15 protein-coding genes are annotated in these 22,399 nt (G+C 59.7%); 5 read left to right on the plus strand and 10 right to left on the minus strand.

Features of this window, described 5'->3' with window-relative positions:
- Positions 1 to 5: 5 nt before the first annotated feature.
- The 6 genes from IT585_11335 to gcvT form a co-directional block, all read right to left on the minus strand.
- Positions 6 to 602, minus strand: a complete 597-nt coding sequence (locus IT585_11335; protein ID MCC6963834.1) for a flavodoxin family protein — start codon at positions 600 to 602, stop codon at positions 6 to 8.
- Positions 577 to 2,466, minus strand: a complete 1,890-nt coding sequence (locus tag IT585_11340) for an ABC-F family ATP-binding cassette domain-containing protein (GenBank protein ID MCC6963835.1) — start codon at positions 2,464 to 2,466, stop codon at positions 577 to 579. The genes IT585_11335 and IT585_11340 overlap by 26 nt, the downstream gene beginning before the upstream one ends.
- On the minus strand, positions 2,463 to 4,565 hold the full coding sequence (locus IT585_11345; GenBank protein ID MCC6963836.1) for a BatA domain-containing protein: 2,103 nt from the start codon (positions 4,563 to 4,565) through the stop codon (positions 2,463 to 2,465). Before IT585_11345 ends, IT585_11340 begins: the two co-directional genes overlap by 4 nt.
- 87 nt (positions 4,566 to 4,652) lie before the next feature.
- Positions 4,653 to 6,530 (minus strand): hypothetical protein, encoded by a 1,878-nt coding sequence (locus IT585_11350; GenBank protein ID MCC6963837.1) that lies wholly within the window; start codon positions 6,528 to 6,530, stop codon positions 4,653 to 4,655.
- Positions 6,527 to 7,273 carry a 2-phosphosulfolactate phosphatase gene (locus IT585_11355; GenBank protein ID MCC6963838.1) on the minus strand — a complete coding sequence of 249 codons (747 nt, stop codon included), beginning with the start codon at positions 7,271 to 7,273 and terminating at the stop codon, positions 6,527 to 6,529. The genes IT585_11350 and IT585_11355 overlap by 4 nt, the downstream gene beginning before the upstream one ends.
- 6 nt (positions 7,274 to 7,279) lie before the next feature.
- Entirely contained in the window at positions 7,280 to 8,377 is a 1,098-nt protein-coding gene (gene gcvT / locus IT585_11360) for a glycine cleavage system aminomethyltransferase GcvT (GenBank protein ID MCC6963839.1), read from the minus strand.
- A 274-nt stretch (positions 8,378 to 8,651) separates the two neighbouring features.
- On the opposite strand from gcvT, the gene IT585_11365 reads away from it, so the two are divergent.
- Entirely contained in the window at positions 8,652 to 9,656 is a 1,005-nt protein-coding gene (locus tag IT585_11365) for a TerC family protein (GenBank protein MCC6963840.1), read from the plus strand.
- On the opposite strand, the gene IT585_11370 is transcribed toward IT585_11365, so the two are convergent.
- Both IT585_11370 and IT585_11375 read right to left on the minus strand, forming a co-directional pair.
- Positions 9,653 to 10,249 carry a DUF192 domain-containing protein gene (locus tag IT585_11370; protein ID MCC6963841.1) on the minus strand — a complete coding sequence of 199 codons (597 nt, stop codon included), beginning with the start codon at positions 10,247 to 10,249 and terminating at the stop codon, positions 9,653 to 9,655. The two genes, IT585_11365 and IT585_11370, sit on opposite strands and share 4 nt — an antisense overlap.
- An 81-nt stretch (positions 10,250 to 10,330) precedes the next feature.
- A complete protein-coding gene (locus tag IT585_11375; GenBank protein ID MCC6963842.1) occupies positions 10,331 to 10,819 on the minus strand; it encodes a hypothetical protein in 489 nt (162 codons plus the stop codon).
- Here IT585_11375 and IT585_11380 point away from each other — a divergent pair.
- Positions 10,791 to 13,655, plus strand: coding sequence for a thrombospondin type 3 repeat-containing protein (locus tag IT585_11380; GenBank protein ID MCC6963843.1), 2,865 nt, complete (start codon positions 10,791 to 10,793; stop codon positions 13,653 to 13,655). The genes IT585_11375 and IT585_11380 overlap by 29 nt on opposite strands.
- A 59-nt stretch (positions 13,656 to 13,714) precedes the next feature.
- Here the strand turns inward: IT585_11380 and IT585_11385 are convergent, their stop codons facing one another.
- On the minus strand, positions 13,715 to 14,866 hold the full coding sequence (locus tag IT585_11385) for a hypothetical protein (GenBank protein MCC6963844.1): 1,152 nt from the start codon (positions 14,864 to 14,866) through the stop codon (positions 13,715 to 13,717).
- A gap of 416 nt (positions 14,867 to 15,282) precedes the next feature.
- On the opposite strand from IT585_11385, the gene IT585_11390 reads away from it, so the two are divergent.
- The 3 genes from IT585_11390 to IT585_11400 all read left to right on the plus strand — a co-directional run bounded on the left by IT585_11390 (position 15,283) and on the right by IT585_11400 (position 21,154).
- Positions 15,283 to 15,915 carry a hypothetical protein gene (locus tag IT585_11390; GenBank protein MCC6963845.1) on the plus strand — a complete coding sequence of 211 codons (633 nt, stop codon included), beginning with the start codon at positions 15,283 to 15,285 and terminating at the stop codon, positions 15,913 to 15,915.
- A gap of 193 nt (positions 15,916 to 16,108) precedes the next feature.
- A complete protein-coding gene (locus tag IT585_11395) occupies positions 16,109 to 17,917 on the plus strand; it encodes a DNA polymerase Y family protein (protein ID MCC6963846.1) in 1,809 nt (602 codons plus the stop codon).
- Positions 17,918 to 21,154 carry an error-prone DNA polymerase gene (locus IT585_11400; GenBank protein ID MCC6963847.1) on the plus strand — a complete coding sequence of 1,079 codons (3,237 nt, stop codon included), beginning with the start codon at positions 17,918 to 17,920 and terminating at the stop codon, positions 21,152 to 21,154.
- Between the two features lie 2 nt (positions 21,155 to 21,156).
- On the opposite strand, the gene IT585_11405 is transcribed toward IT585_11400, so the two are convergent.
- Positions 21,157 to 22,383, minus strand: a complete 1,227-nt coding sequence (locus IT585_11405; GenBank protein MCC6963848.1) for a hypothetical protein — start codon at positions 22,381 to 22,383, stop codon at positions 21,157 to 21,159.
- Between the last annotated feature and the right edge of the window lie 16 nt (positions 22,384 to 22,399).

Genomic DNA, 22,399 nt, shown 5'->3' on the forward strand with positions numbered 1-22,399 from the left:
CGGTTTCAAACGGAGAGCGAGCGGGCGCAGGCGGCACCAAGGGCGCGGGCTTCGTCGAGTGTGGCGCGGTCGCGGGCGACGGCGCCGAGAACATCCTCTTCGTGGGCGAAGGTCAGCGAGCCGACCTTGGCGATGCCGCACCAGATGAAGAAGCCGCCGATGGTGCGCTCGGCGGGGGCGAATTTCTGCCTCGGGCCGCCGACGAGGAGATAGGCGCCTTTGCTCGAGAGGATGCCTTCATTGTCGAAGACGGCGCGACCCTTCTCGAAGCGGGGCGGGCGAAAACAATTGCAGCGGTCGATGAAGAGCTTGGTTTGCGCCGAGACGCCGTCGAAGTAGACGGGCGAGGCAATCAGGACGAAGTCGGCGACGCGCAGATGTTCGAGAACCGGGTAGAGGTCATCCTTGTAGATGCACAGGAGCGGGCGCGGGTCGATGGCGCAGGACTGGCACGGGATGATGCTCAGGTCATTGAGGCGGACGTTGACGACTTCGGCTTCCGGCAGCGCCGAACGGAAGCCACTCTCAAAATGGGCGGCGAGGATTTCGGTAGAACTGCCGTGACGCGGCGAGCCGTTAACGATCAGCAGTTTTGTCTTCATCGAGCAATTGATAGTATTCCCAGAAGCATTTATCAAGCTGCTCCTGCGTCTGTCGTTGTTGGACGCCAAGATCGGAGAGTTTTTGCCAGTCGGCAGCGAAGCGTTCATCGAGGAGGTCGGCCTGGATGCGCTCAAGGTGCGCTTCAACGACCGCGATTTCCGTTTCGAGTTCCTTGATGCGGCGCTTGCGCGAGGTGGCGAGGTTTTTCTGGCGACGCTCTTCTTTGTAGGAGTCGCGCTTCTGTAGTTTCTCGTCGTCGGGGGTAGCCCAGGACTGCGCTTTCTTGCGTTCGACGTATTGCGAGTACTTGCCGTCAAAGTCGATCAGGCGGGTGTCTTCGAGGGCAAGAATGCGCGAAGCGACTGATTCGAGGAAGAAACGGTCGTGGCTGATAAAGAGAACGGTGCCGTCGAATTCGCGCAGGGCTTCCTCAAGCACCTCGCGCGAGCCGATGTCGAGGTGATTAGTCGGTTCGTCGAGGATGAGGAAATTCGCAGGCAGCGCCAGCAGCCAGGCAAGCGCGAGTTTCTTTTTCTCGCCGCCGGAGAGCAGCTTGACCTGTTTGAAGACATCGTCGCCGAAGAAGAGGAAGCGCGCGAGATGGCTGCGGAGTTTGAAGGCATCCCACTGCGGCTGGATGTTCCAGACAGTGTCGAGCACGGTCTCTTCGGGGTTGAGCATCGCCAGTTCCTGATCGAAATACTCGTAGTCGACGTTGCGCCCGATTTCGATGCTCCCGTCTTTGCATTCGATCTCGCCGAGGATCGCCTTGACCAACGTGGTCTTGCCGGTGCCGTTGCGGCCGATGAGGGCGACCTTGTCGCCGCGCTCGATCTCGAAGGTGGCCTCAGCGAAGAGCACGCGCTCGCCATAGGCGAAGCTGAGGTCCTCGACGCGCAGGATGGACTGATACGAGCGGCGCGAGGCGGTCATGCGGATGACGGCCTTCTTGGAATCGGCCGAGGGAGCAGCCAGGCGCTCAAGCTTGGAGAGCGCGAGGCGGCGTGATTGTGCTTGCTTGGTCTTCTGGCCGGCGATGTTACGGACGATGAAGTCCTCGATGCGAGCGATTTCGGCCTGCTGGTGGAGATACTTCTTCAGTTGCAGACGGCGACGCTCGGCACGTTCCTCGCAATAGGCGGTGAAATTGCCGTGGTACAGCTCGAGGCGACCTTGATCGAGTTCGACGATCTTGTTGACGACGTGATCGAGGAAGACGCGGTCGTGCGAAACGACGATGAGCGCACCGGCGAAAGTCTGCAAGTAGTTTTCCAGCCAGATGGTGGATTCGATGTCGAGATGGTTGGTCGGTTCGTCGAGGAAGAGCAAGTCGGGCTGCCGCAGAAGTACCTTGGCCAGCGCGGCGCGGTTGCGTTCGCCGCCGGAGAAGCTGGAGATCGGGCGATGGAAGTCGTTTTCGCTGAAGCCGAGGCCGAGCAAGGTCGACTTGATCGTATCGTCGAGAGTATAGCCGCCGCGTACTTCCCACTCGTGCTGGAGTTCGCCGTACTTTTCGAGATCGGAGGGATTGCCGGCGGCGATGACGGATTCGAGCGCTTCCATGCGACTCTTGAGTTCGAGCAGTTCCGCATAGGACTCGAGCATCGAGAGAAAGAGCGAATAATTGGAGGCGATTTCGTCCTCCTGCGAGACGTAGCCGACCTTGCACTGGCCGTTGAGCATGACGGTGCCCTGATCGGGATGGAGCAGTCCGAGGGCGATTTTGATGATTGTGGTCTTGCCGGTGCCGTTCGGACCGACGAGGCCGTATTTTTCACCCTTGACGACCTGGAGGTCGATGCCGCGCAGCAGGTGGTCTTCGTTAAAGGTTTTGTGAATCCCGGAGAGTTGGAGATAGATCAACCAGCACTTACCTCCGGTTGGCGCGCCGAGTAGGCCACCGCCATTTCCACCAGCAAGAAGATGAAGCCGAACAACAAGAAGAGCTTCCAAAGTTCGGTGCCGAAGCGGGCGGCGGAAATTGCCTCGGTGGGGCTGCCGTCATTATCGAGCACGATCACTTTGGTGCCAGCAACTTTGGCGCCGACGCTTTCAGGCTCGCTGTATTCGGGGACGGATTCGGCCGGGGGGAAATTCACAGCGAAGGCATCAACAACCTGACCGTCACCGAGAATGCGATAGACTCCGGTGTGCTGGAGCCGCCCGAGGCTGAAGACGACAGCGCCGGCGCGAATGGCGGCGGATACCTGGAGCGAGTCACCGGCCGGTGTAACGAGCTGGAACTGGCGCGCGGTCTGCGGGCCGAGTTCGCGGGTGATGTCGGTGCCGGCGATCAGGTTTTCGCGCTGATTGAGCGGCTCGGACACGAGATACTCGATGGAGCGATTAAGCATGATGACCGAGAGCGGGCGGAAGACGAGATCGGAGTAACCTTCATCAAAGCTGAAGGTATAGAGCAGCGCCTTGCCCTTGCCGACGTTGGCTTCGAGGACGGCAGGTGAATTATCGGAGAAACGTGCGAGCACGGTGGATCGAGCGGACTCACGGGTTTTGAAGTGTCCGGTGAACTCCGCCTGCGGACGTTTGTCGGCGGTGAAACTGCGGTAGGGCGAAAAGAGCGGGTGGGCGTAGTCAAAATTGTTAAGCAGGTAATTGCCTCCGGCGGCCGCGATGGGAGGCGCTTCGAGGACCTCAAGGCCGAAGAACGCTTCGGTAACTTCATTGCTGAAGCCGGCGAAGTCGAGTGCCGGGCGCATCAAGAAGAGCGCGGCACCGCCGGTGTTGAGGTAGTTGCGCAACGTCGAAACCAGCGCCTGCGGGGGCGCGCCGGATTTGAGATTGACGATTACGGCGTCGTAGTCGAGCAGATTCGTGGTGGCGGCCTGCAAGGGGCCGATTACCTGAACCGTCTTGGACAGACTCTGACTTTCACTGGGAGCCAGAGCGCTCTTGATGTAGAAGGCCTCGCGGTCGTCCTCGGCAATCAGAGCGATCTTGCTGCCGGAGGGGATGCGCATGGCGAAGTGGGCGCGGTTGTCGGCGAGGAGATCGTCGTCATCGATCGCGATCTGACCGTAGAGGAAACCGGGTTCGGTCGGCGTGTAATCGAAGCTGACGCGGCCGGAACCGGCCGGCGGGACCGACAGGTCCGTTTGGGCGATGCGGCGGTCGTTGACATCGAGCGAGACCAGCAGTTCCGCCGGCTCTTTGCTTTGAAGATTGCCGACTTCGCCCTGCACGGTAAAGGCGCGGCCGGCGGTGATGATCTGATTGGGGAAGACGACCTGCTCGACGGCAGAATTAGTGATGCCGGCCAATGAGGTGCGAGTGATGAAAAGCTTGATGTCGAGCCGTTCGGCCTGGATCGATTGGAATTCAAAATTGCGCCAGGCATCACCCTGGAGATCGCTAATCAAGTAGATCTCGAGATTCGGGTCGGTGGCGGATTTGAGAATTTCGGTGGCGCGGGCGAAGGCGACTTCGGGCGCGGCCGCAGCGCTTCCCGGATGGATCGTCTTGATAAACTCGCCGAGGTGTTCGAAATCGGAGGTCGGCTCACCGGAATCGTATTCGATCACGGAACCGAAGGCGAGCACGGTGACTTTCTCCTTCTCGGTGAAGTTTGCAAGAATCGACTGGAGTTTCTCGATGCCACGCTCAAAGAAACTGCCGGAATTGGTTTCCGAGGCGCACGAGCCGGAGATATCGAGCAGAATCACGGCGGTCGTGGTGGTCTTGCCGCCGAGCGCCGGCAGATAACCGCCTTCGATGGTCGGGCGCGCGAAGGCGAGGGCGATCATCAACAGGGCCAGGGTGCGGAGGATCAGAAGGAGAATCTGGCGGATCTTGATCTGCCGCATACGGGTCTTCTGCAGCGACAGTAGATACTTGACAGTTGAGAACTCGACAATCTTGACGCGTTGTTTGTTGAACAGATGCAGCAAAAGCGGAACCGAGGCCGCAGCCGCGAAGAGCAACAGGAGGGGGTTAATGAAGTTCATGAATCAGCTCGTTTGCTCCGTCAAGAGTGAAACCCCGGCCTTCCCTACCGCCAATAAAGCTACCAGCTTCTACGCATGAAAGCGGGATTAGTTCTGATAGGGAGATTTCAGAAGGCGTTCGGCCAGCCGGCGGTCGAGGTAAGCGGTTGGCAGTTCGAGCACTTCTTTGTAATCGGCGACAGCTTCAGCCCGTTGTTTTTTCAAGTCCTTAGCCTGACCGAGCGCCAGCAGGATCTGACCGATATAGAACATCCGTTCTTCGAGGAACAGCGCGACCTCGAGATGCTGGAGGGCGAGGTCGGCGGAGCCGAGCCGGAGCGCCGCCTTGCCAACGCGCAGATGATGCAGCGGATTGTCGTTGAAAGCGCCGACGAGGATCTTTGCGTTATCCAGCGCCGTCTGGAAGTAGGCGGCGGCGGAATCGCGGCGGCCGAGAGCAACGAAGGCATCGCCCAGTGCGAGGTCGTAGTCGATCGTCAGTCCGGGGTTTTTCGTCACGGTACGGGCGGCGCGGATCAGGTCGAGTGCCTTCTGCTGGTTGCCTTTCAGTTCCTCGATTTGTGCCAGTTTGGCGCCCGCCTGATACATGGACGTATCCGTGGCGGCAAGCGGCGCAAAAACGGCGGCGGCGGAGTCGACCTTGCCGGCAGCGAGCAACAGATTGCCGAAGAAGACGCGGGTGCCCTTGTCGTGCTCTGCCGTCAGCGCCAGTGGTTGGATCACCGCGGCAGCGCGCTCAAAGTCGCCAAAGGTGTAGTAGAGGCTGGAGAGCAAACGCGGCGACCAGGTGGTATCGCCCAGTTGTTCGTGGGCGGCGCGGGCGTAGGTCATCATCTCCGGGGTCTTAAGGAACATCTTGGCCCGCTCGCTGAAGAAGTTCAGAGCAGCGAGGTTGAGACTGGTAGTGTCAACGAACTGCTTCCACTCAGCTTCGACTTTGCCAAGCGGCTCACCGTAGACGCCGGTAAAGGCGTCGGCAAAGGTTAGATCGGTGGAGCGGCGGTAGAATTCAATCAGTTTGCCGCGGCCGCGAGTATTGTAAAGAAAATTGACAAAGGAGCCGGCGACGTTGACCGCCAGGGCCGGATCGAGGGCGCGATATTCGCGCGAGATGCCGAGCCTATCAAGGGCGGGCAACTGATCGGCTTTGCCGAGGTCCTGTAGATAGACCTCAGTGTAGTTCAGGCTGGCGGCCATGCCTTCGAGCAAGAACGCCGGCGCATAGCCGTAGATGCGCATCAGTCGGACCATATAGACGACTTCCGGATGCAGCTCGTTGACGGCGTGGGTGAAGTGCGCGTAGACGCTGTGGCGAGCATAATCGTAGCCGTTGTGCCAGCGCGGGTCCCAGCCGATATCGGCGGCCGGGCAGGGGGCGATGTAGAAATTGGTCTTGGTGCGATCGGTCAGCTGGAAGCGTTCGACCAGGCCGTCGTAGTCCCGCTCGAAGGCGTCGCGGATTTCGTTCCAGCGGTAGTCGCCAAGGGACTGCTTGACATAGTAGAAGTCGAAATCACCGGAGGGATCGCTGGCGTAGCTATCGCCGCGAATCGGATACTCGCAGTCCGCGGCACTGTGGCCGAGCGAGTCAAACTGCAATTTGATCCGGTAAACGGAGCTGCCGCGGACGAGCGCCGAGTCACAGAAGACGGCGGCGCCTTTGAAAACGACATCCTGCTTGAAGAAATTGCGCGGCGGGTCGGCGGTGCAATTGACCTGCGATTGGAGCTGAATAATCGTGTCATGGAGGGCGGTGGCAACAAGGCGATAACTGAAGTTGCCCATGCTGAACTGAAACTCGGACTCGAGGAGCGCGGCGTAACTGCGGCGGTCGACGCTCTGCCACGGCTGATCGGCCGCCTTTTCGAGGAAGTCGCACGTGAAAAAAGCGGCGCGCTCGGAAGCGATCAACGGGGCGGCGAGCAGCAGGAGAGCGACGATGCCAACCCGGGATATGAACCTCAAACGGTTCCCTCGACTTTCTGTCTCTGCAAGTCTACAACCTTGTTGCCGGCCAGGATCGGCACGACGCGGACCGAGTCGACGGCGCAGGCGGTGATGATGTCGGCGCCGTAACCGATCTCGCGCAGGTAGCGCGCGTGATCGGCGCGGCTGACGACAGCTTCGATCGAGTCGGTCTGATTCTTATACCACATATGAGCCACCTGGGCCGCATCGTTGTCGACCTGAAAGCCGCCGGAAGAAGCGAGCTTGTCGATCAGAGCGCCGCCGCAGAAGGTGTCCTCGAGGGAGAAATTTCCCTGTCTGCCGGCACAGACGATGGCGACGTCTTTTTGTGCAGTCAGAATCGTCTCGGCGACGAGGGACAGATTGACAAAACCGCAGATCATCGTCTGGATGGCAGGCGCGCACTTGAGGATGGCGCGCGAGCCGTTGGTGGAGGCAAAGATCAGCACCTTGTCGTTGACCACCTCCTCGGCATATTCCGACGGCGAGTTGCCAAGGTCGAAGCCTTCGACCTTGTGGCCGTCGCGTTCGCCGCAGAGGAGCACCTTGGCGCGGTCGAGATTGGCGCGCATGGCGGCGGCGTCGCCGGGGGCGCCGACCGGGACGATTTCGCGGCAGCCGTTTTGGATGGCGGTGCAGATGGAAGTGGAGGCGCGCAGCACGTCGATAACGACAGCAATGCGTCCGCGCAGCTTGGCGTCAGTCAGCGGCTGCGGCGTGAAATAGAGTTTAACAACCATGCCCAACTATTTGTGTGTTCCGTTCCGGTAAAAGGCGCCTTTGACCACCTCAGCGGCACAGCGTTTGCCACGAATGTCGATTTCGACGACCTCGCCGACCTTGCCGTGCTCGCGGTCGATGTAACCCAGCGCAATTCCCTGTCCAATCGAGGGGCTGAAGCAGCCCGAAGTAACCGTGCCTACCCGCTTATCACCGATGAAGATCGGGTAGCCGTGGCGCGGAATGGCCTTGTCTTTGAGCACCAAAGACTGCAGGCGGCGCGGCGGTTTGCCGTCCTTCATTTTTACAATCGCATCCCGTCCGATGAACTCACCTTTTTCGACTTTGCAGATCCAGCCGAGTCCGGCTTCAATCGGGTTAGTATGTTGGTCGATGTCGTTACCGTAGAGCATGTAACGCATTTCGAGACGGAGGCTGTCGCGGGCGCCGAGGCCGATCGGCTCGATTTCGAATTCACGGCCGCCGTCAATCGCCTGATCCCAAAGCTGTTTGGCGATTGCTGGGTCGCAGTAGATCTCGAAGCCATCTTCGCCGGTATAGCCGGTACGGCTGAAGAGGGTGTCGCGGCCGCAGAAGTTGGCGCGTCCGGCCTCGTAGTAGCCCATGGTATCGAAGTCGAATTTCGTCAATTTTTGCGCCAGCGCCTGAGCTTTCGGGCCCTGAATCGCCAGCAGACCGATTTCGTCGGATCTGTTTACGAGATCGACGCCGGCAGGCTTGTGTTCCATGAGCCAGGCGAAATCTTTGTCGATGTTGGAGGCATTGACGACGAGCATGTACTCATCCGGCAGGCGGTAGACCAAGAGATCGTCAACAATCCCGCCGTCCGGATAGCAGAGCGCGGAGTATTGGATCTGGTTCATGCGCAGGGTGGAGGCGTCGTTGGTCGTCATCTTTTGGATAAACTCGAGCGCGCCGGCGCCGCGGACAAAGAACTCGCCCATGTGGGAGAGATCAAAGGCTCCCAAGCTCTGGCGCACCCTGAGATGCTCCTGATTGATCGAGTGATATTGGATCGGCATCCAAAAACCGGCAAATTCGACCATCTTGGCGCCGTGTTTTTCGTGACATGCGGTAAACGGTGTGTGTTTGGCTAAGCTCATGGCAGGTAAATCCCAACTTTCTCCATCCCAGTCATTCGTTGCATATTATGCAGGCGCATAATCAGCGTCAATCGGTTTTTCCGAAATCGCCAGGAGTGAAAATTTGGAGCTTGGCAGTTCAATCAAAACTGCCGGGCGCCGTCGTATAAGCCTGCGATGGGAAGTTTGACGGAAATGTCTGGTTTGTGCCGATGCGCCGCCTGCACAGGCGACAGTCGGTCTTCCCTATCCACCTATTGCACTTCACCGACAACCACATTGAAATCGGAGTAGAATGGCGGCACTGTTTCCCTTCAATGAGTACTGGTGGCTGTACTTAGCGTTTTCCGGATTCGTGCTGTTGTTGTTGGCGCTCGATTTGGGGGTTTTTCACCGCAAAGCGCACGCCGTTTCCAACAAGGAGGCGGCGACGTGGAGCGTAATCTGGATTGCGTTGGCACTAATCTTCAACTTCGCGCTGTACAAGTACGCGGCCTGGACATTCGCGGACAACCCGCGGCTGCTGGCGATTCCCGGCTTCGACGCCGAGCAAGCGGCGCGAGCGGTCGGGCTGGAGTTTTTGACGGGATTCATCGTCGAGAAGTCGCTGGCCGTGGATAATATCTTCGTGTTCGTGCTAGTGTTCAATTACCTGGCCATACCGCTGACCTACCAGCACCGGGTGCTGTTCTACGGCATAATCGGGGCGCTGATCTTCCGCGCGATCTTCATCGCGATGGGGTCGGTGCTGCTGCAGTATCACATTGTCGTCTACATCTTTGGCGCCTTCCTGATCCTCACCGGCATTAAGATGATGTTTACGCCGGACAAAGGGATCGAGCCGGAAAAGAATCCACTGGTGCGGCTCTTGCGGAAGTTCTTCCCGGTAACACCGACGATTGAGGGGGAGAGATTTTTCTTGAAGCGAGACGGCCGGTGGTATGTGACGCCGTTGATGATCGCGCTGGTGCTGGTGGAGTTTTCCGACATCATCTTCGCGGTCGATTCGGTACCGGCGATCTTTGCGATCACGAAGGAGCCGCTGATTGTCTTCACCTCGAACGTCTTCGCGATTCTCGGATTGCGCGCGCTGTACTTTCTGCTCGCCAACATCGTCAGTCGTTTCCATCTGCTCAAGTACGGGCTGGCCCTGGTGCTGATTTTTGTCGGGTTGAAGATGGTGTGGCTGAACAATGCCTTCGACGGGAAATTCCCGATCACGTGGTCGCTGGGGATCATCTGCGCGATTATCGCGGCGGCGGTGATATTATCGTGGAAGATTCCGAAGAAGACGGCTTAGTCGGCGCGCACCCAATTGATGCGGTAGCCTTCCCGGATGCCATAGCGATCGGTGTAGCCGGCGTTGACTTCGACGACGTACTTGGCGGGCGCAGACGAGCGGTAGCTGGTTTCGGCATAAGGGGTAGTGTTCTTGTGGATGGTGACGATTTCGCGGCTGGCGTTGACGAAGATCATGTCGAGGGGGAGGATCGTGTTTTTCATCCAGAATGACTGGATGATCTCATACGGAAAGATGAAGAGCATCCCCTGATTCATCTCCATCTGATCGCGAAACATCAGGCCGCGGGCGCGTTCGTCGTCGTTTTCGGCCAATTCAGCATCGATGGTGGCGACCATTTGGCCGCCGGGATCGAAGAAGCTGAGGATAGCTTCGCGCTGGAATTCGAGGCGGATCAGCATGTTGTCCGTTGAAGCACCGCCGGTCGAGGAGTTGGCCGCAGGCTTGCTGGAATCGCGAACCAAGGTGATGGCGGCAACGACGGCCACAACCGCGATCACGAGGTAAATGACATACTTCAGGCCGGTGCCGGTGGCTTTTTCCGGTTTTTTTGACTTGGCTTTCCGCTTCGGGTTCTTTTTTGGTTCGGCCATTGCGGCCCGCCTCAATCTCTCAGGTTCTCTTCCCAGCCAATATCAGGGCGAATATAAGCGGTGACGCCAGCGGCGTCTACCTCACTTTGCGCGCTCGTAGAGAAAATCAACTCCGGCAGGCTTCCCTTGGCGGAGACCCTCGATGCGCGCATGAAGGGAATCGGCGCTGATCCGGGCATAGATGATGCGTGTCGGGAAGTCGTGGGCCGGGTTCTCGAAGACGGTCGTAACGGAATCCTGCCGGATCATCTTGAAGTACGTCGGCGCGGGGTTATGAGCGACTTCGGCGACGTAGAAGAGCCCGCTGTCGGTGGCCAGGAGCGAAAGCTTCTCCGAAAAGACGGTGTCGGCTCCGGCGAGGGTGACGCTATTGCCGACGAAAGAGGTGGAGTCGGGGCGTTGCCAGGTTTCGAAGGTGACATCCCTGGCGCCGGTCATTCTCCAGGAGCCGAGCAGCCAAGAGAGATTGTAAAGGGCGGTCCGATTCGACTTGTCCGCAATCGGCGTTGCCGCGAAGGCGGCAGTCAAAGCTAGGGCGACAATGGCCGCGAGGGGCAGTATCTGTTTCATCGATCAGTCCTCATCGAGTCAGGGCAAGAATTGCTATGCGATTATACGCCGGATCGGCATTTGCGGCAAATTCCAATTGACAAAATGCACTGGAGAGGGTTATTTTTGGATTAACACAACAGATCCACCAAGAGAATCAGGCACTTCGCTCGGCGTGGCAGCGCGCGGGGGCAGGGGCTTATTGTGTCACCGCCCGGCGATCAAGGCAGTCAGCAGCGGCGGAATTTGTTGCACCCTGACAACACATATTTCGTATCGGGAGGACGTTATGTCTCAAGCTCGATGTTGGCTCGTCGTCGCCATAGCAACTGCCATGGCGGCCGGCATATTCAGTGGATTTTCGCCGGGAGCGATGGCACTGCCCAATGTCATTGTCAACGCCAGCCCGCCGATGACCGAGCAGCACAACTCATCGGTAGCAGTGAGCGAGACAGTACCGGGGGTGGCGTACGCGGTCTGGACCGAGTTTCCACCGCCCGGATTCGGTACTTCCCTGATTGGTTATGCGCCGACGTTGACTGGCGGTGCGGCCTGGGCGCCGGCGGTGATCCCGGCGACGCCACCCTATCCATTTGAGTGGAATCCTTCGGTTTCGGCACATCCAGGGGGCGCGTTCTTTGCGGTGGCGGCGGCTTACGGTGCGGCACCGCCATGGGTGTCGCCGAACCAGATATTGATTCATCCCTCTGCAGGCGGGGGCGGACCGTTTGCGGCGGGGGTTCCGGTTTCACCGGTGAATGCGCCGGGCGGTAACTGGTTTGATTATCCGAATCTGGAGGTAGATGCGTTTCCGATGAATCCGCCAATGGCAGTCGGAACGATCCATACCGCCTGGGTCGAATACTTGAACGTGAATGGCATCGACGCCGACGGTAACGGCAATCCGTTCGACGATCCTGGCGGTGACGGCTACACCATCTGGTATTCCTACTCGCGAACAGCGGCGGGTCCAGCACCGATATACCCGGCGTTCAGCGTGCCCGTGGCCCTGATCGGTGGGCCGGTATCGGGCAACGGGATGGCAGCGCATCGGCCGTCGGTGGCGGTGATGGGGCCTCCCGGAAACGGTGTTATTCCTCCGGGCGGCGTTTATGTAGCCTGGACTGACGGTGTGACGGCGTTTATCACGGGCGCGCCGGGTTTGGGCGCGGCATTTGGGCCAGTGGCGGTCATCAGCCCGATTGTGCCGATTCCGCCCGTGATTGCACCGGGCGTGAGCGCGACGACAAACATCTCGATTGCGGTGGCACCTGCGGCCAGTCCCTGTCCCGGGACAGTCTTTGCAGTCTGGGCGGGTATTAACGCCGCAGACATCGACATCTGGTTCTCTTCCAGTCCGAACGGTCTGCCGGGAACCTGGCTGCCGCCAGTGCGGGTCAATCAGGACCCGGTCGGCAACGGCCGGGATCAATGGGCGCCGAAGATTACGGTCGATCCGGGCGGCAGAATCATGGTGACTTATTACGACCGGCGGAATGATCCGGCGAACGTCATGAAGCAGACTTGGATTTCTGTTTCGGCGAACTGCGGCGTGACGTGGACGGACTGCCTGCTGTCGAGTGTTCCGCCGCTGGTGCCGGCTTCAACATTCCCGCTGCCGCCCGCACCGATTACGATTGGTCATTATCTTGGCAGTGATTTCAACGCGATCAATCCGTTTCTGGCCACTTGGAATGATGAGCGGGTCACAGGCATAGATCAGGACATTTGGTCAGAGACAGTGCCGACTTGCTTCCCGGACACCGACGGGGATGGAATTCCGGATATTTCCGACAACTGCCCGACGATTCCGAACCCGGGCCAAGCCGATGGCGACGGCGACGGCGTGGGTGATGTCTGCGACAACTGCCCGACCACCCCGAACGTTGGTCAGACGGACGGCGACGGCGACGGCGTGGGTGATGTCTGCGACAATTGTCCGACCACCCCGAACGTTGGTCAGGCGGATGGCGACGGCGACGGCGTGGGTGATGTCTGCGACAACTGCCCGACCACCCCGAACGTTGGTCAGGCGGATGGCGACGGCGACGGCGTGGGTGATGTCTGCGACAACTGTCCGACCACCCCGAACGTCGGTCAAGCGGATGGCGACGGCGATGGAGTGGGTGATGTCTGCGACAATTGCCCGACCGTCCCGAACGTCGGTCAAGCGGACGGTGACAGCGATAGCGTGGGTGATGTCTGCGACAATTGCCCCGCCACCCCGAATCCCGGCCAAGGCGACGGCGATAGCGATGGCGTAGGCGACGTTTGCGACAACTGCCCGACGATTTCCAACACCTCGCAGACCGACGCCGACGCCGACTTGGTTGGAGATGCTTGCGACAATTGCCCGACCACCCCGAATCCGGGGCAAGCGAATGCGGATGGCGATCCGTTCGGGGATGCCTGCGACAATTGTCCGAGCGTCAGTAATCCCGGCCAGGCCGATGGCGATGGCGATGGGCGCGGGAACGCGTGCGACAACTGTCCGGCCAAGGTGAATCCGTTCCAGGAGGACGTTGACGGCGACGCTGTCGGTGACTCGTGCGACAACTGTCTGACGGTACCGAATCCGTCGCAGGCAGACAGCGATGCTGACGGCATTGGTGATGCGTGCGACAGCAGCAGTTGTGTCTGTATTCCGGGCGATGCCGACGGGAATGGGATGCACACGATCTCAGACGCCGTGTTCTTGATCAACTATATCTTCGCGGGTGGGCCGACGCCGTGTAACGGCGATGCCGATTGCAATTGCGCGGTGTCGATTTCGGATGCGGTGTACTTGATCAATTACATCTTTGCGGGGGGACCGGCGCCGTGCACATGTGCGGTGTATATCACGCTTTGTCCATAGGGGCCTGCGAAAAGAGGACAGTCGGTTGGAGGGTGCGCGCAAGCGCACCCTTCGGTGTTTTAGCGGATGGCGAACTGCGTAGCGATGCGCGTGTAGTACGATGACCCGACAGGCCCGTGATGCAGGATCCAGACGGTGCTGTCATCGAAGTCAACGGAGGAGACCATTTTCACCGGCAGGGGATAGTCTCGGACCGGCTCACCATCGGCATCGACAGCGACAAGTGACCCGGTGGTTGCGATCACCAAGTTTCCGCTGTGATACGCCAAGTCGGTAATCTCGTTGAAGCGATCGAGAGAAAATGCCAGCGGTATGCCGAGAGGTTCACCCGATAGCAGCGAGTCGATGGTATAGCTGACGGCGAGCCAGGAGTCTGGTTCGTATTTCAAGAACCAGAGTCGATCGGCGCCGGCGGTCACGGAAAAGAAAGTTCGGGTCGGCAGAGTCACCTGATTCAGAATCTCTCCATCGGTGTTGAAACGCGCCAGGGAGTATCCGGCGATTAGCCAGAGGTTGGCGCCATCAAAGCAGATGTCGGAGGAATTCTCAATGCTGATGTCGTAACGATTCACAAGTTCGCCGCTGGTCGTGAACTTGTAGAGCGAGGGGGGATAGTGCCCGAAGGTCCACAGATACTGACCGTCGAAAGCGATGTCGTAGGCGCGAGATCCGTCTTCAAGTTGAAGCACGACGGCGAAGTATTTCGAGTGCAGTTGATAAGTTCTCAGGGCCAACCGGCACTCCAGGTTGGCAAAATCTGCGAGGTATGGCGAGGAACTGCGGAATCGAATCGTGCCTACGGGTGAGATCACGTTGGGTAATGCAATTCGGGTTCCGGACAAGCTGTTGTACTTGCAGGAGAACATGGGGTGGACGACATAGCCCGGTGCATCCTGCGGCGAAAACTGGACCCAGTCTTCCGCCTCGGGCCGCCACAACCAGTTGGGGACGTCGGCCGAGGTACCGGTCGTGTATCTGATTTCGAAGTCGTTGGCGGAGCTGTCGCGATAGAGCGGGTCCTGGCTGAGATCGAATTCGATGTCGCCTTCCCCAACGGCAACACCGGGTATCCAATCGGAGATCTCCTGGACGATGGTTTCGTCAAGGTACATTAGTTTGGATTGCGGTTCATCCTTGGGGGAAGTGATCGATTTGTCGCCGCAGCCGCAAAGGATGGCTGTGACGCCGAGTATTGTTACCAGCCTTTTCATAGCGCCTCCTCTGGCTTCATATAATTGACGTGACTGTCGCTGTTTCCGTCAATCCTAAAAAGTCACAAAAGTGATTGATCTTTCAGGGCGATTTACCGTAACTATTACTGCACATTTGTGCAGTATATATGAGACAGTTAGAGTTAGATATTCGGGATTTAGGCGGGAGGGAAAGCTCCCTCACCCCCGACCCCTCTCGCTTAGGAACTGCTGAGAAAGTAGGATCATCGTCAACGCAAGCGAAGCGTAGCAGTCTCACTCCCATGAATCAGCGCATACGAGATTGCTTCGTCGCGGCGGAGCGCGGAGGGAATGGTGAGGGAACGTTCGCTCCTCGCCATGACACGTTGAAGCAAGGCATGGGGATTGTTGAGAGTGCCGGTGCTGAAGCGGAATCGGAAAGGGAAAGCTCTCATTTGGCGGTACTACGGGAGTTGTTGCGGGGGCAGTGGCCCGAGGCGGGATATGTTGACCAGTTTGATCCACGGACATGTTTTCGCATCAACCTGGAATCACTCGGCGGGGTATTTCCGAAGTCGGGGATTCCGTATGGACAGATTTTGGAGATTACGGGCGGGGTGTCCTCGGGCAAAACCGGGTTACTGTTGCGAACGCTGGCGGCGCTGACGCCAACGCCACGGCTGGTTTATGTTGACGGGACGGGGACATTCTTCCCGCCGGCAGCGGCAGCGGCTGGAATCGACCCGCGGCAAATTTTGCTGTTGCGACCGGAACGGATCGGCGAGGCGATTCGCGGAGTCGAGCTACTGCTGGAGGCAAAGCTGGTGAACTGCGCGGTGTTTGACCTGGCGGGAGGGCGTGAGGTACTGCCGCGGATTATGCTGCATCGGCTGCGCCGGCAGATCACGCGCGCCAAGGCCCTGGGGGTATTTTTGACCGAAGCTGGGGTGCATCTGCTCCCGGCCAGTTTTGTCTCGCTGCAACTGACGGTGCACAAGCTCGACCGCCACACACTGGAAGTTACCGCCACGCGGAGCCGGATCAACAACGAGGGGGCGAAAGGACGGCTGCACCTTGAAGCTGCCTGATCGTTCTTTTCATGTCGCGCAGATGTGGCGGACGATTGTGGCGCGACGGGGAGCGGGGCAAAAAAGCCCCCTTGGCCCCTTTGCCAAGGGGGAATCGCGAACGTCGGTTGGTACAAAGCCTGAGTCGTCGAGTCCCCTCACCCCCGTCCCCTCGCCCAGAAGGAGGAGGGGGGAAAAAGATGCGGCGGGACGAGTGGTCTGTGCGCTGATTCCGCGGTTTGGATTGGCGCTTTACTGCAAGGACGATCCGCATCTTCTGCTCGACGCCGCGGTGCTGGCAGAGGATGGCACCGATACGGCGTTGGTTTTGGAAGTTAACGGCAAAGCAGCCAAGGCGGGAGTGACGGTCGGGATGACGGCGGCGCAGGCGGGAATGCTGTGCGCGGGTTTGGTGGTCAAGACAAAGAATCCGGCGCGGGAAGAAGAGGAACTTCAGGAGTTGCTGACGCGACTACAGGCGATCGCGCCACTGATCGAGGTGGAAACGCCGGGGGTGTTGCTGGTGGCGGCGGAAGGTTTTGACGCGCTTTACGGTGGCGAGCATCCGCTGGCCGAGCGGATCGTGCGGACAATCAAGGATTACGGTTTGCCGGTGCAGGCGGGGATCGGCGACAACCCGTTTGTGGCACGGCTGGCGGCGGAATTGACGCGACCGGGAACGGTGCAGGCTGTTGCGGCGGGGACGGCGCGCGTATTTTTGGCGCCGTTGCCGGTGAAGCATCTTCCGGTTAGTGTGGAAGTCCGCGAGCAGTTGCTGGCGCTGGGGATTCGGACGATCGGGCAGGCGGCGGAATTTCCGGCAAACGAATTAGTCGCGCGGTTCGGTGCGGAGGGGGCGCTGATTGCGCACCTGGCGCGCGGCAACGATCCGCGTCATTTCGTGCCGCTGGCATTGGAAGAAGATTTGACCGAGCGACTGATATTGGATGATCCGTACTGTCAGTTGCCGCTGGTCCTGGATTTGGCCGAGCGCGCGATGAAGCCGCTGTTGCAGCAATTGGGGCGGCGCGGGCTGGCGTGTGGGCGGATGGCGGTACGGTTGCAGTTTGCCGACCGCTCGCGGCAGACACTGGAGTTGGCGGTCGACAAGCCAACATTGTCGCTGCGCAAGTTGCGGCGGCAACTGCAACATCAGTTGGAACAGGCACACGTTGACGACGGGGTGGTAGAGATCGCGGTCGCGCCGCTGGCGACCATGCCGCTGCACCCAACGCAGTTGGATTTGGCCGTCCGGGGCGATACCGGCAATGAAGAGCGTATCCTGGAACAGCAGATTCTCCGCAAGTCACTCCTGACCGTACGAATTCACGCCGCGGTGTTGCCGGAGGATTGTTACTCGCTCAGTCGTTTTGATCCTCATGCAACTTCCCCACCGCCGGAGCTGCCGCTTCCGGAAACGTGCAGCAGCCGGCCCGCCTTCGCGCTGGCGGGGATTGTCGGACTGCGAACGTTCAACCCGGTGCGACGGATTGAGGTGATCAGCGAGAACGAACAACCGCGGCTGATGATCGTGGGGGGACAGAGGCGGCGGATTGTGCGCTGTCACGGGCCGTGGCAGGTGTCGGGGCGCTGGTGGCATGACGAGTTTCGGCGCGACTATTTCGAGGTGGAAACCGAGCGGGGGGAGGTGTATTTGATTTATCGGGTGGTGCCGGGGGCGGTTAATTCCGCAGCGGAGAGCGGAGGAAATGGTCAAGCAACGTTCGCTCCTCGCAATGACACGTTGAAGCAAGGCGTGAGGATTACGGAGAGCGTCAGCGCGGGAAAGGGTAACAAATACAACCCCCTAGCCCCCTTTGCTAAGGGGGAATCGCGTGCGTCGTTTGGTACGGGGAACGGGATGTCGAGCCCCCTCACCCCCGACCCGTCTCCCAGGGGGGAGAGGGGAGAAACATCCCGTGCGCGTGGTATTCGAGGTCGCGAGAGTGAAGGCCAGATCAGAGATGGGGCGTGCCGGGGAGTGGCGGGCGCGGGCTGGTACTTGCAGGGGGTGTTTGATTGAATGAACTACATCGAACTGCACTGCCACTCGAATTTCTCGTTTTTGGACGGCGCGTCGCATCCGGAAGATCTGGTTGAAGCCGCTGCGCAATTGTGTTATCCCGCGCTGGCGCTGACCGATCACAACGGGCTGTATGGGATTGTTCGATTTAACCAGGTAGCCCAGCGCAAAGGGGTGCGGCCGATTTTCGGCGCAGAGATCACACTCGACACCGGCCGGCATCTGGTGCTGTTGATCAAGGACGAGGGCGGTTACGCCAATTTGTCGCAATTGATCACGGCGGGACAGCTGCCGCATGAAAAGGGCGAGGCGCGGATCGGGTGGGAGCAGTTGGACAAATATCGCGAAGGACTGATTGCGCTGTCGGGATGCGGGCGGGGGGAGATTCCGACGCTGTTGCGGCGGGGCGAGACGACAGCAGCAGCGGCAGCGGCGAGTCGGTACGGCGAGTTGTTCGGGGGGGAGAATTTTTATCTGGAGATGCAGAATCATCATCTGCCGCAGCAGGAGACGGTGTGCGACCGGCTGTATGCGCTCGGGAAGCAGTTGGGACTTCCCTGCGTCGCGACCAATAATGTGCATTACGCACGCGCCGACGGCCGACGGTTGCAGGATGTGCTGACCTGTATCAAACACCACACCGATCTGGATGCCGCCAACGGGAGGCTCTATCCCAACGGCGAGCGGTATCTGAAGGCACCGGCGGAGATGGCGCGGCTGTTCCAGGCGTATCCGGAAGCGGTGGCCAACACCCAGACGATTGCGGAGCGCTGCCGGTTTGTCCTGAATGCGCTGCCGACTTCCCTGCCGGAGTTTGCGATCCCCACAGGGCATACGCCGCACACCTATCTGCGCGAAATCACCTACCGCGGCGCGCGCGAACGCTGGGGTACGATTTTGCCGGCACAGCGACGACAACTGGAGCACGAGTTGCACCTGATCAACAAGCTCGATTTATCGGGGTATTTTTTGATCGTGTGGGATATCGCGCGGTTTTGCCACGAACAGGCGATTCTGGCGCAGGGGCGCGGGTCGGCGGCGAATTCGGCGGTGTGCTATTGCCTGGGGATAACGGCGGTGGATCCGATCAAGCTGAAATTGCTGTTCGAGCGGTTCTTGTCGGAGGAGCGGCGCGAACCGCCGGATATCGACATCGATATCGCCAACAACCGGCGTGAAGAGGTGATTCAGTATGTCTACAACAAATACGGGCGCGCGCATGCGGCGATGGTCTGCGAGGTGATCTGCTATCGCGGGCGGTCGGCGGTACGCGATGTCGGGAAGGCGCTGGGATTTTCGCTGGAGGAAGTGGACCGGCTGGCCAAGCTGCTGCACCACTATTCGAGCGGCGATGATGTCACGGCGATTATCGAAGAAGCCAAACTGAACAGCGGCAGCGCGCGGGTGGGGTTACTGCTGGAACTGGCGCAGCAGATTCAGGATTTTCCACGCCATCTCGGTATCCACTCGGGGGGGATGATCGTCACCGGTAAGCCGTTGTCGCAGGTGGTGCCGATCGAAAATGCCACGATGCCGGAGCGGAGCGTGATCCAGTGGGATAAGGATGATGCGGGTGAGGTCGGGCTGGTTAAGATCGATCTGTTGGGACTGGGGATGCTGTCGTTGATCGATATTGCGTTCAAGCTGATTGCGCGCCAGCGCGGGCTGAAGCTCGATCCGGCGAAACTGGCGTATGACGATCCGCGGGTGTACGAGTTGCTCAGCAAGGCCGAGACGGTCGGGGTGTTTCAGGTCGAGTCGCGCGCGCAGATGAACACGCTGCCGCGCCTGCAACCGCGTTGTTTTTATGATCTGGTGGTCGAAGTGGCGCTGATTCGGCCGGGGCCGATTCAGGGGGAGATGGTGCATCCGTATCTGCGACGGCGAGCGGGCGAGGAGGAGGTGACCTATCCGCATCCGTCGCTCAAGCCGATTTTAGAGCGGACGCTCGGAGTGCCGCTGTTTCAGGAGCAAGGGATGCAGGTGGCGATTGCGGCGGCGGGATTCAGTCCGAGCCAGGCGGATGAATTGCGACGTGCCATGGGGCACAAACGATCGCGCGAGCGCATGGAGGCGATCGCGCTGGATCTAATCGAGGGGATGACGCGGCACGGGATCGAGCAGGAGGTGGCGATGCGAATCTACAAGCAGTTGACGGCGTTCGCCGACTACGGCTTCCCCGAATCGCACGCGGCATCGTTTGCCCTGCTGGTGTATGTGTCGGCGTACCTGAAGGTCTACTTCGCGCCGGAGTTTTACTGCGCGCTGCTGAACGCGCAGCCGATGGGGTTTTATTCGCCGGCGAGCATTGTTTACGAGGGGCAGCGACGCGAGGTGACGTTTTTGCCGGTGGATGTCAATCGGAGTTCGTGGGATTGCACGATCGAGGCGGATGTTCGTGCCGCGACGACTTCAACTGCGGAGAAACTCGAATTGCGGGAAAGCTCCCTCGCGCCCGATTCGGTTCGCTCACGGATGAGGGAGAAAGACGCCGCGGGCGGTGAATCCGAAGGTACACAGAACGAGCAGCCGGCAGTGCGGTTGGGATACCGGTACGTCAAGGGATTGGGGGCGGATGCGCAGGAGATAATCGAGCGCGAACTGGCACGCGGGCCGTTTGCGTCGCTGGAAGATTTTGTGTACCGCACGCAATTGAATCGCGGCGCGCTGCAGCAGTTGGCGATGGTCGGAGCGTTTGACAGTTTCGGAATTACGCGGCGGCAGGCGGCGTGGCAGATTATGGCACTTACCGGGAGATCGAGCCAGGAACTACGTTTGCCGACGCCGGAACGGGGCGCGCTGCTTCTGCCGGTAATGCTTCCCGCCGAGGAATTGATCGCGGATTTCAAGGGGATGGATTTGTCGACGGCGCCGCATTTGATGCGCTTTGTGCGGCCGCAACTGGCGGCGCGGGGATTCAAGAACTCGGCGGATTTGGCGCAAACGCCCGACCGGCAACGAGTGCAGGTAGCGGGAATAATCGTGATCCGGCAACGGCCCGGAACAGCGAAGGGGTTTTTGTTTATCACGCTGGAAGACGAGGCCGGGTTTATCAACGTCGTGGTCAAACCACAGCAGGTGGCGCAATTCGGGCGGATCGTGACCGACGGCAAGGCGCTGGTAGTAACCGGGACGGTGGAAAAGCAGGACGGGGTGATCAACGTGATCGGGAGAGATTTCCGGCCGCTGGAATTTGCCTTCCAAGATTTGGCGATCAAGTCGCGCGATTTTCGATAACGCTATTTATCCAGGAACAGCCGCAATTGTGCCTGCAACTCGCCGATGCGGAACGAGTCGTTGCGGGCGAGCGCATCGGCCAGACGCGCGGCAGTTGTGCGGTAGGGATCGTCCAGGCGCGGGCTGAGTTCACGCAGGAGTGCCATGGCCACCGTCGGCCGGTTGCGCTCGACGGCAAACAGCGCGAAATCGACCTGATGTTCGAGCGTGAGCATGTTCTTGCGCGCGAGCACCGAGGATTGCAGCGCCCAAGCGGAATCGAGTTGGCCGCGATCACGCAGGAGCGAACCGAGTTCATAGGTGATCCAGTCATGGTCGCCCTTGAGGTTGAGATACGCGCGCAAGACTGCCTCCTGCTCACCGGGGCTGTCGGCACGGCGAAAGACGCGCGACAACTCCCAAGCCATGCGGGGTTGTTCGAGCAGTGCCGGATACCAGCGGTCGCGCACGAGGCGGGCGGCCGCCTGGGTCTCGCCGGCAAGGCTCTTGATAACGGCCAGTTGGTAGGCATTGTAGATGTCGGTCGGGTGGGTGCGCAGGTGCATTTCGAGTACGCGAACCGCCTCGGGAACGTCGTCGTAGACATTGTAGGCGAGGACGTGCCAAGGGATCAGGCGATAGCCGTCGTAGTAGGCCGAGGTGTAATGAACATCATGCTGGATTACGCCTTTGACGAATTCGTAGCCGCGCTGGCGATCGGAATTGAGCAGCAGCCAACTACCGGTGTGCAAGACGCCAAACAAGAAGAACGGCAGAAGTAATTGATAGCCCGCGCGGTGGTCGGCGGCAAACAGGCGACGGAGCGTGATGATGAGCGCGGACAAGCCGGGTGCGGCGGCGGCGCTGAGCAAGTCCCAGTCGCGAACGGCGCCGATCTTGGGATCGATCAGAATCGTGAAAAGTACGGCGGGGATGATCGCGGTAAGAAGTAGATTGCGTTCCGGCAGGCGGCGGAAGACTGGTGTAATGAGCAGCACGGGCAGAAGCGCGTGGTTGCGGATCACGACGTTGGCCAGATCCGTCAGATGCTGGAGCGAAAACAGGTGGTACGGATTTAGTGCCGTTGGATAGAGCGGCACGAAGGTCTGTTCGAGCAAGCCGGCGCGAGCGAGGAAGATCGTCCCACCGACAAGCAGCAGGACGCCGACGCCGGCGACAATGAGTGTGCGGAATCTGGCTGTGAGAGTCTGATGCCAAAGGAACAGAATCGAAGGCAGCAGTACCGCCATAGAAAAGTGAAACGCC

It is taken from the genome of Candidatus Zixiibacteriota bacterium (assembly GCA_020853795.1).
Classification (GTDB): domain Bacteria; phylum Zixibacteria; class MSB-5A5; order CAIYYT01; family CAIYYT01; genus JADJGC01.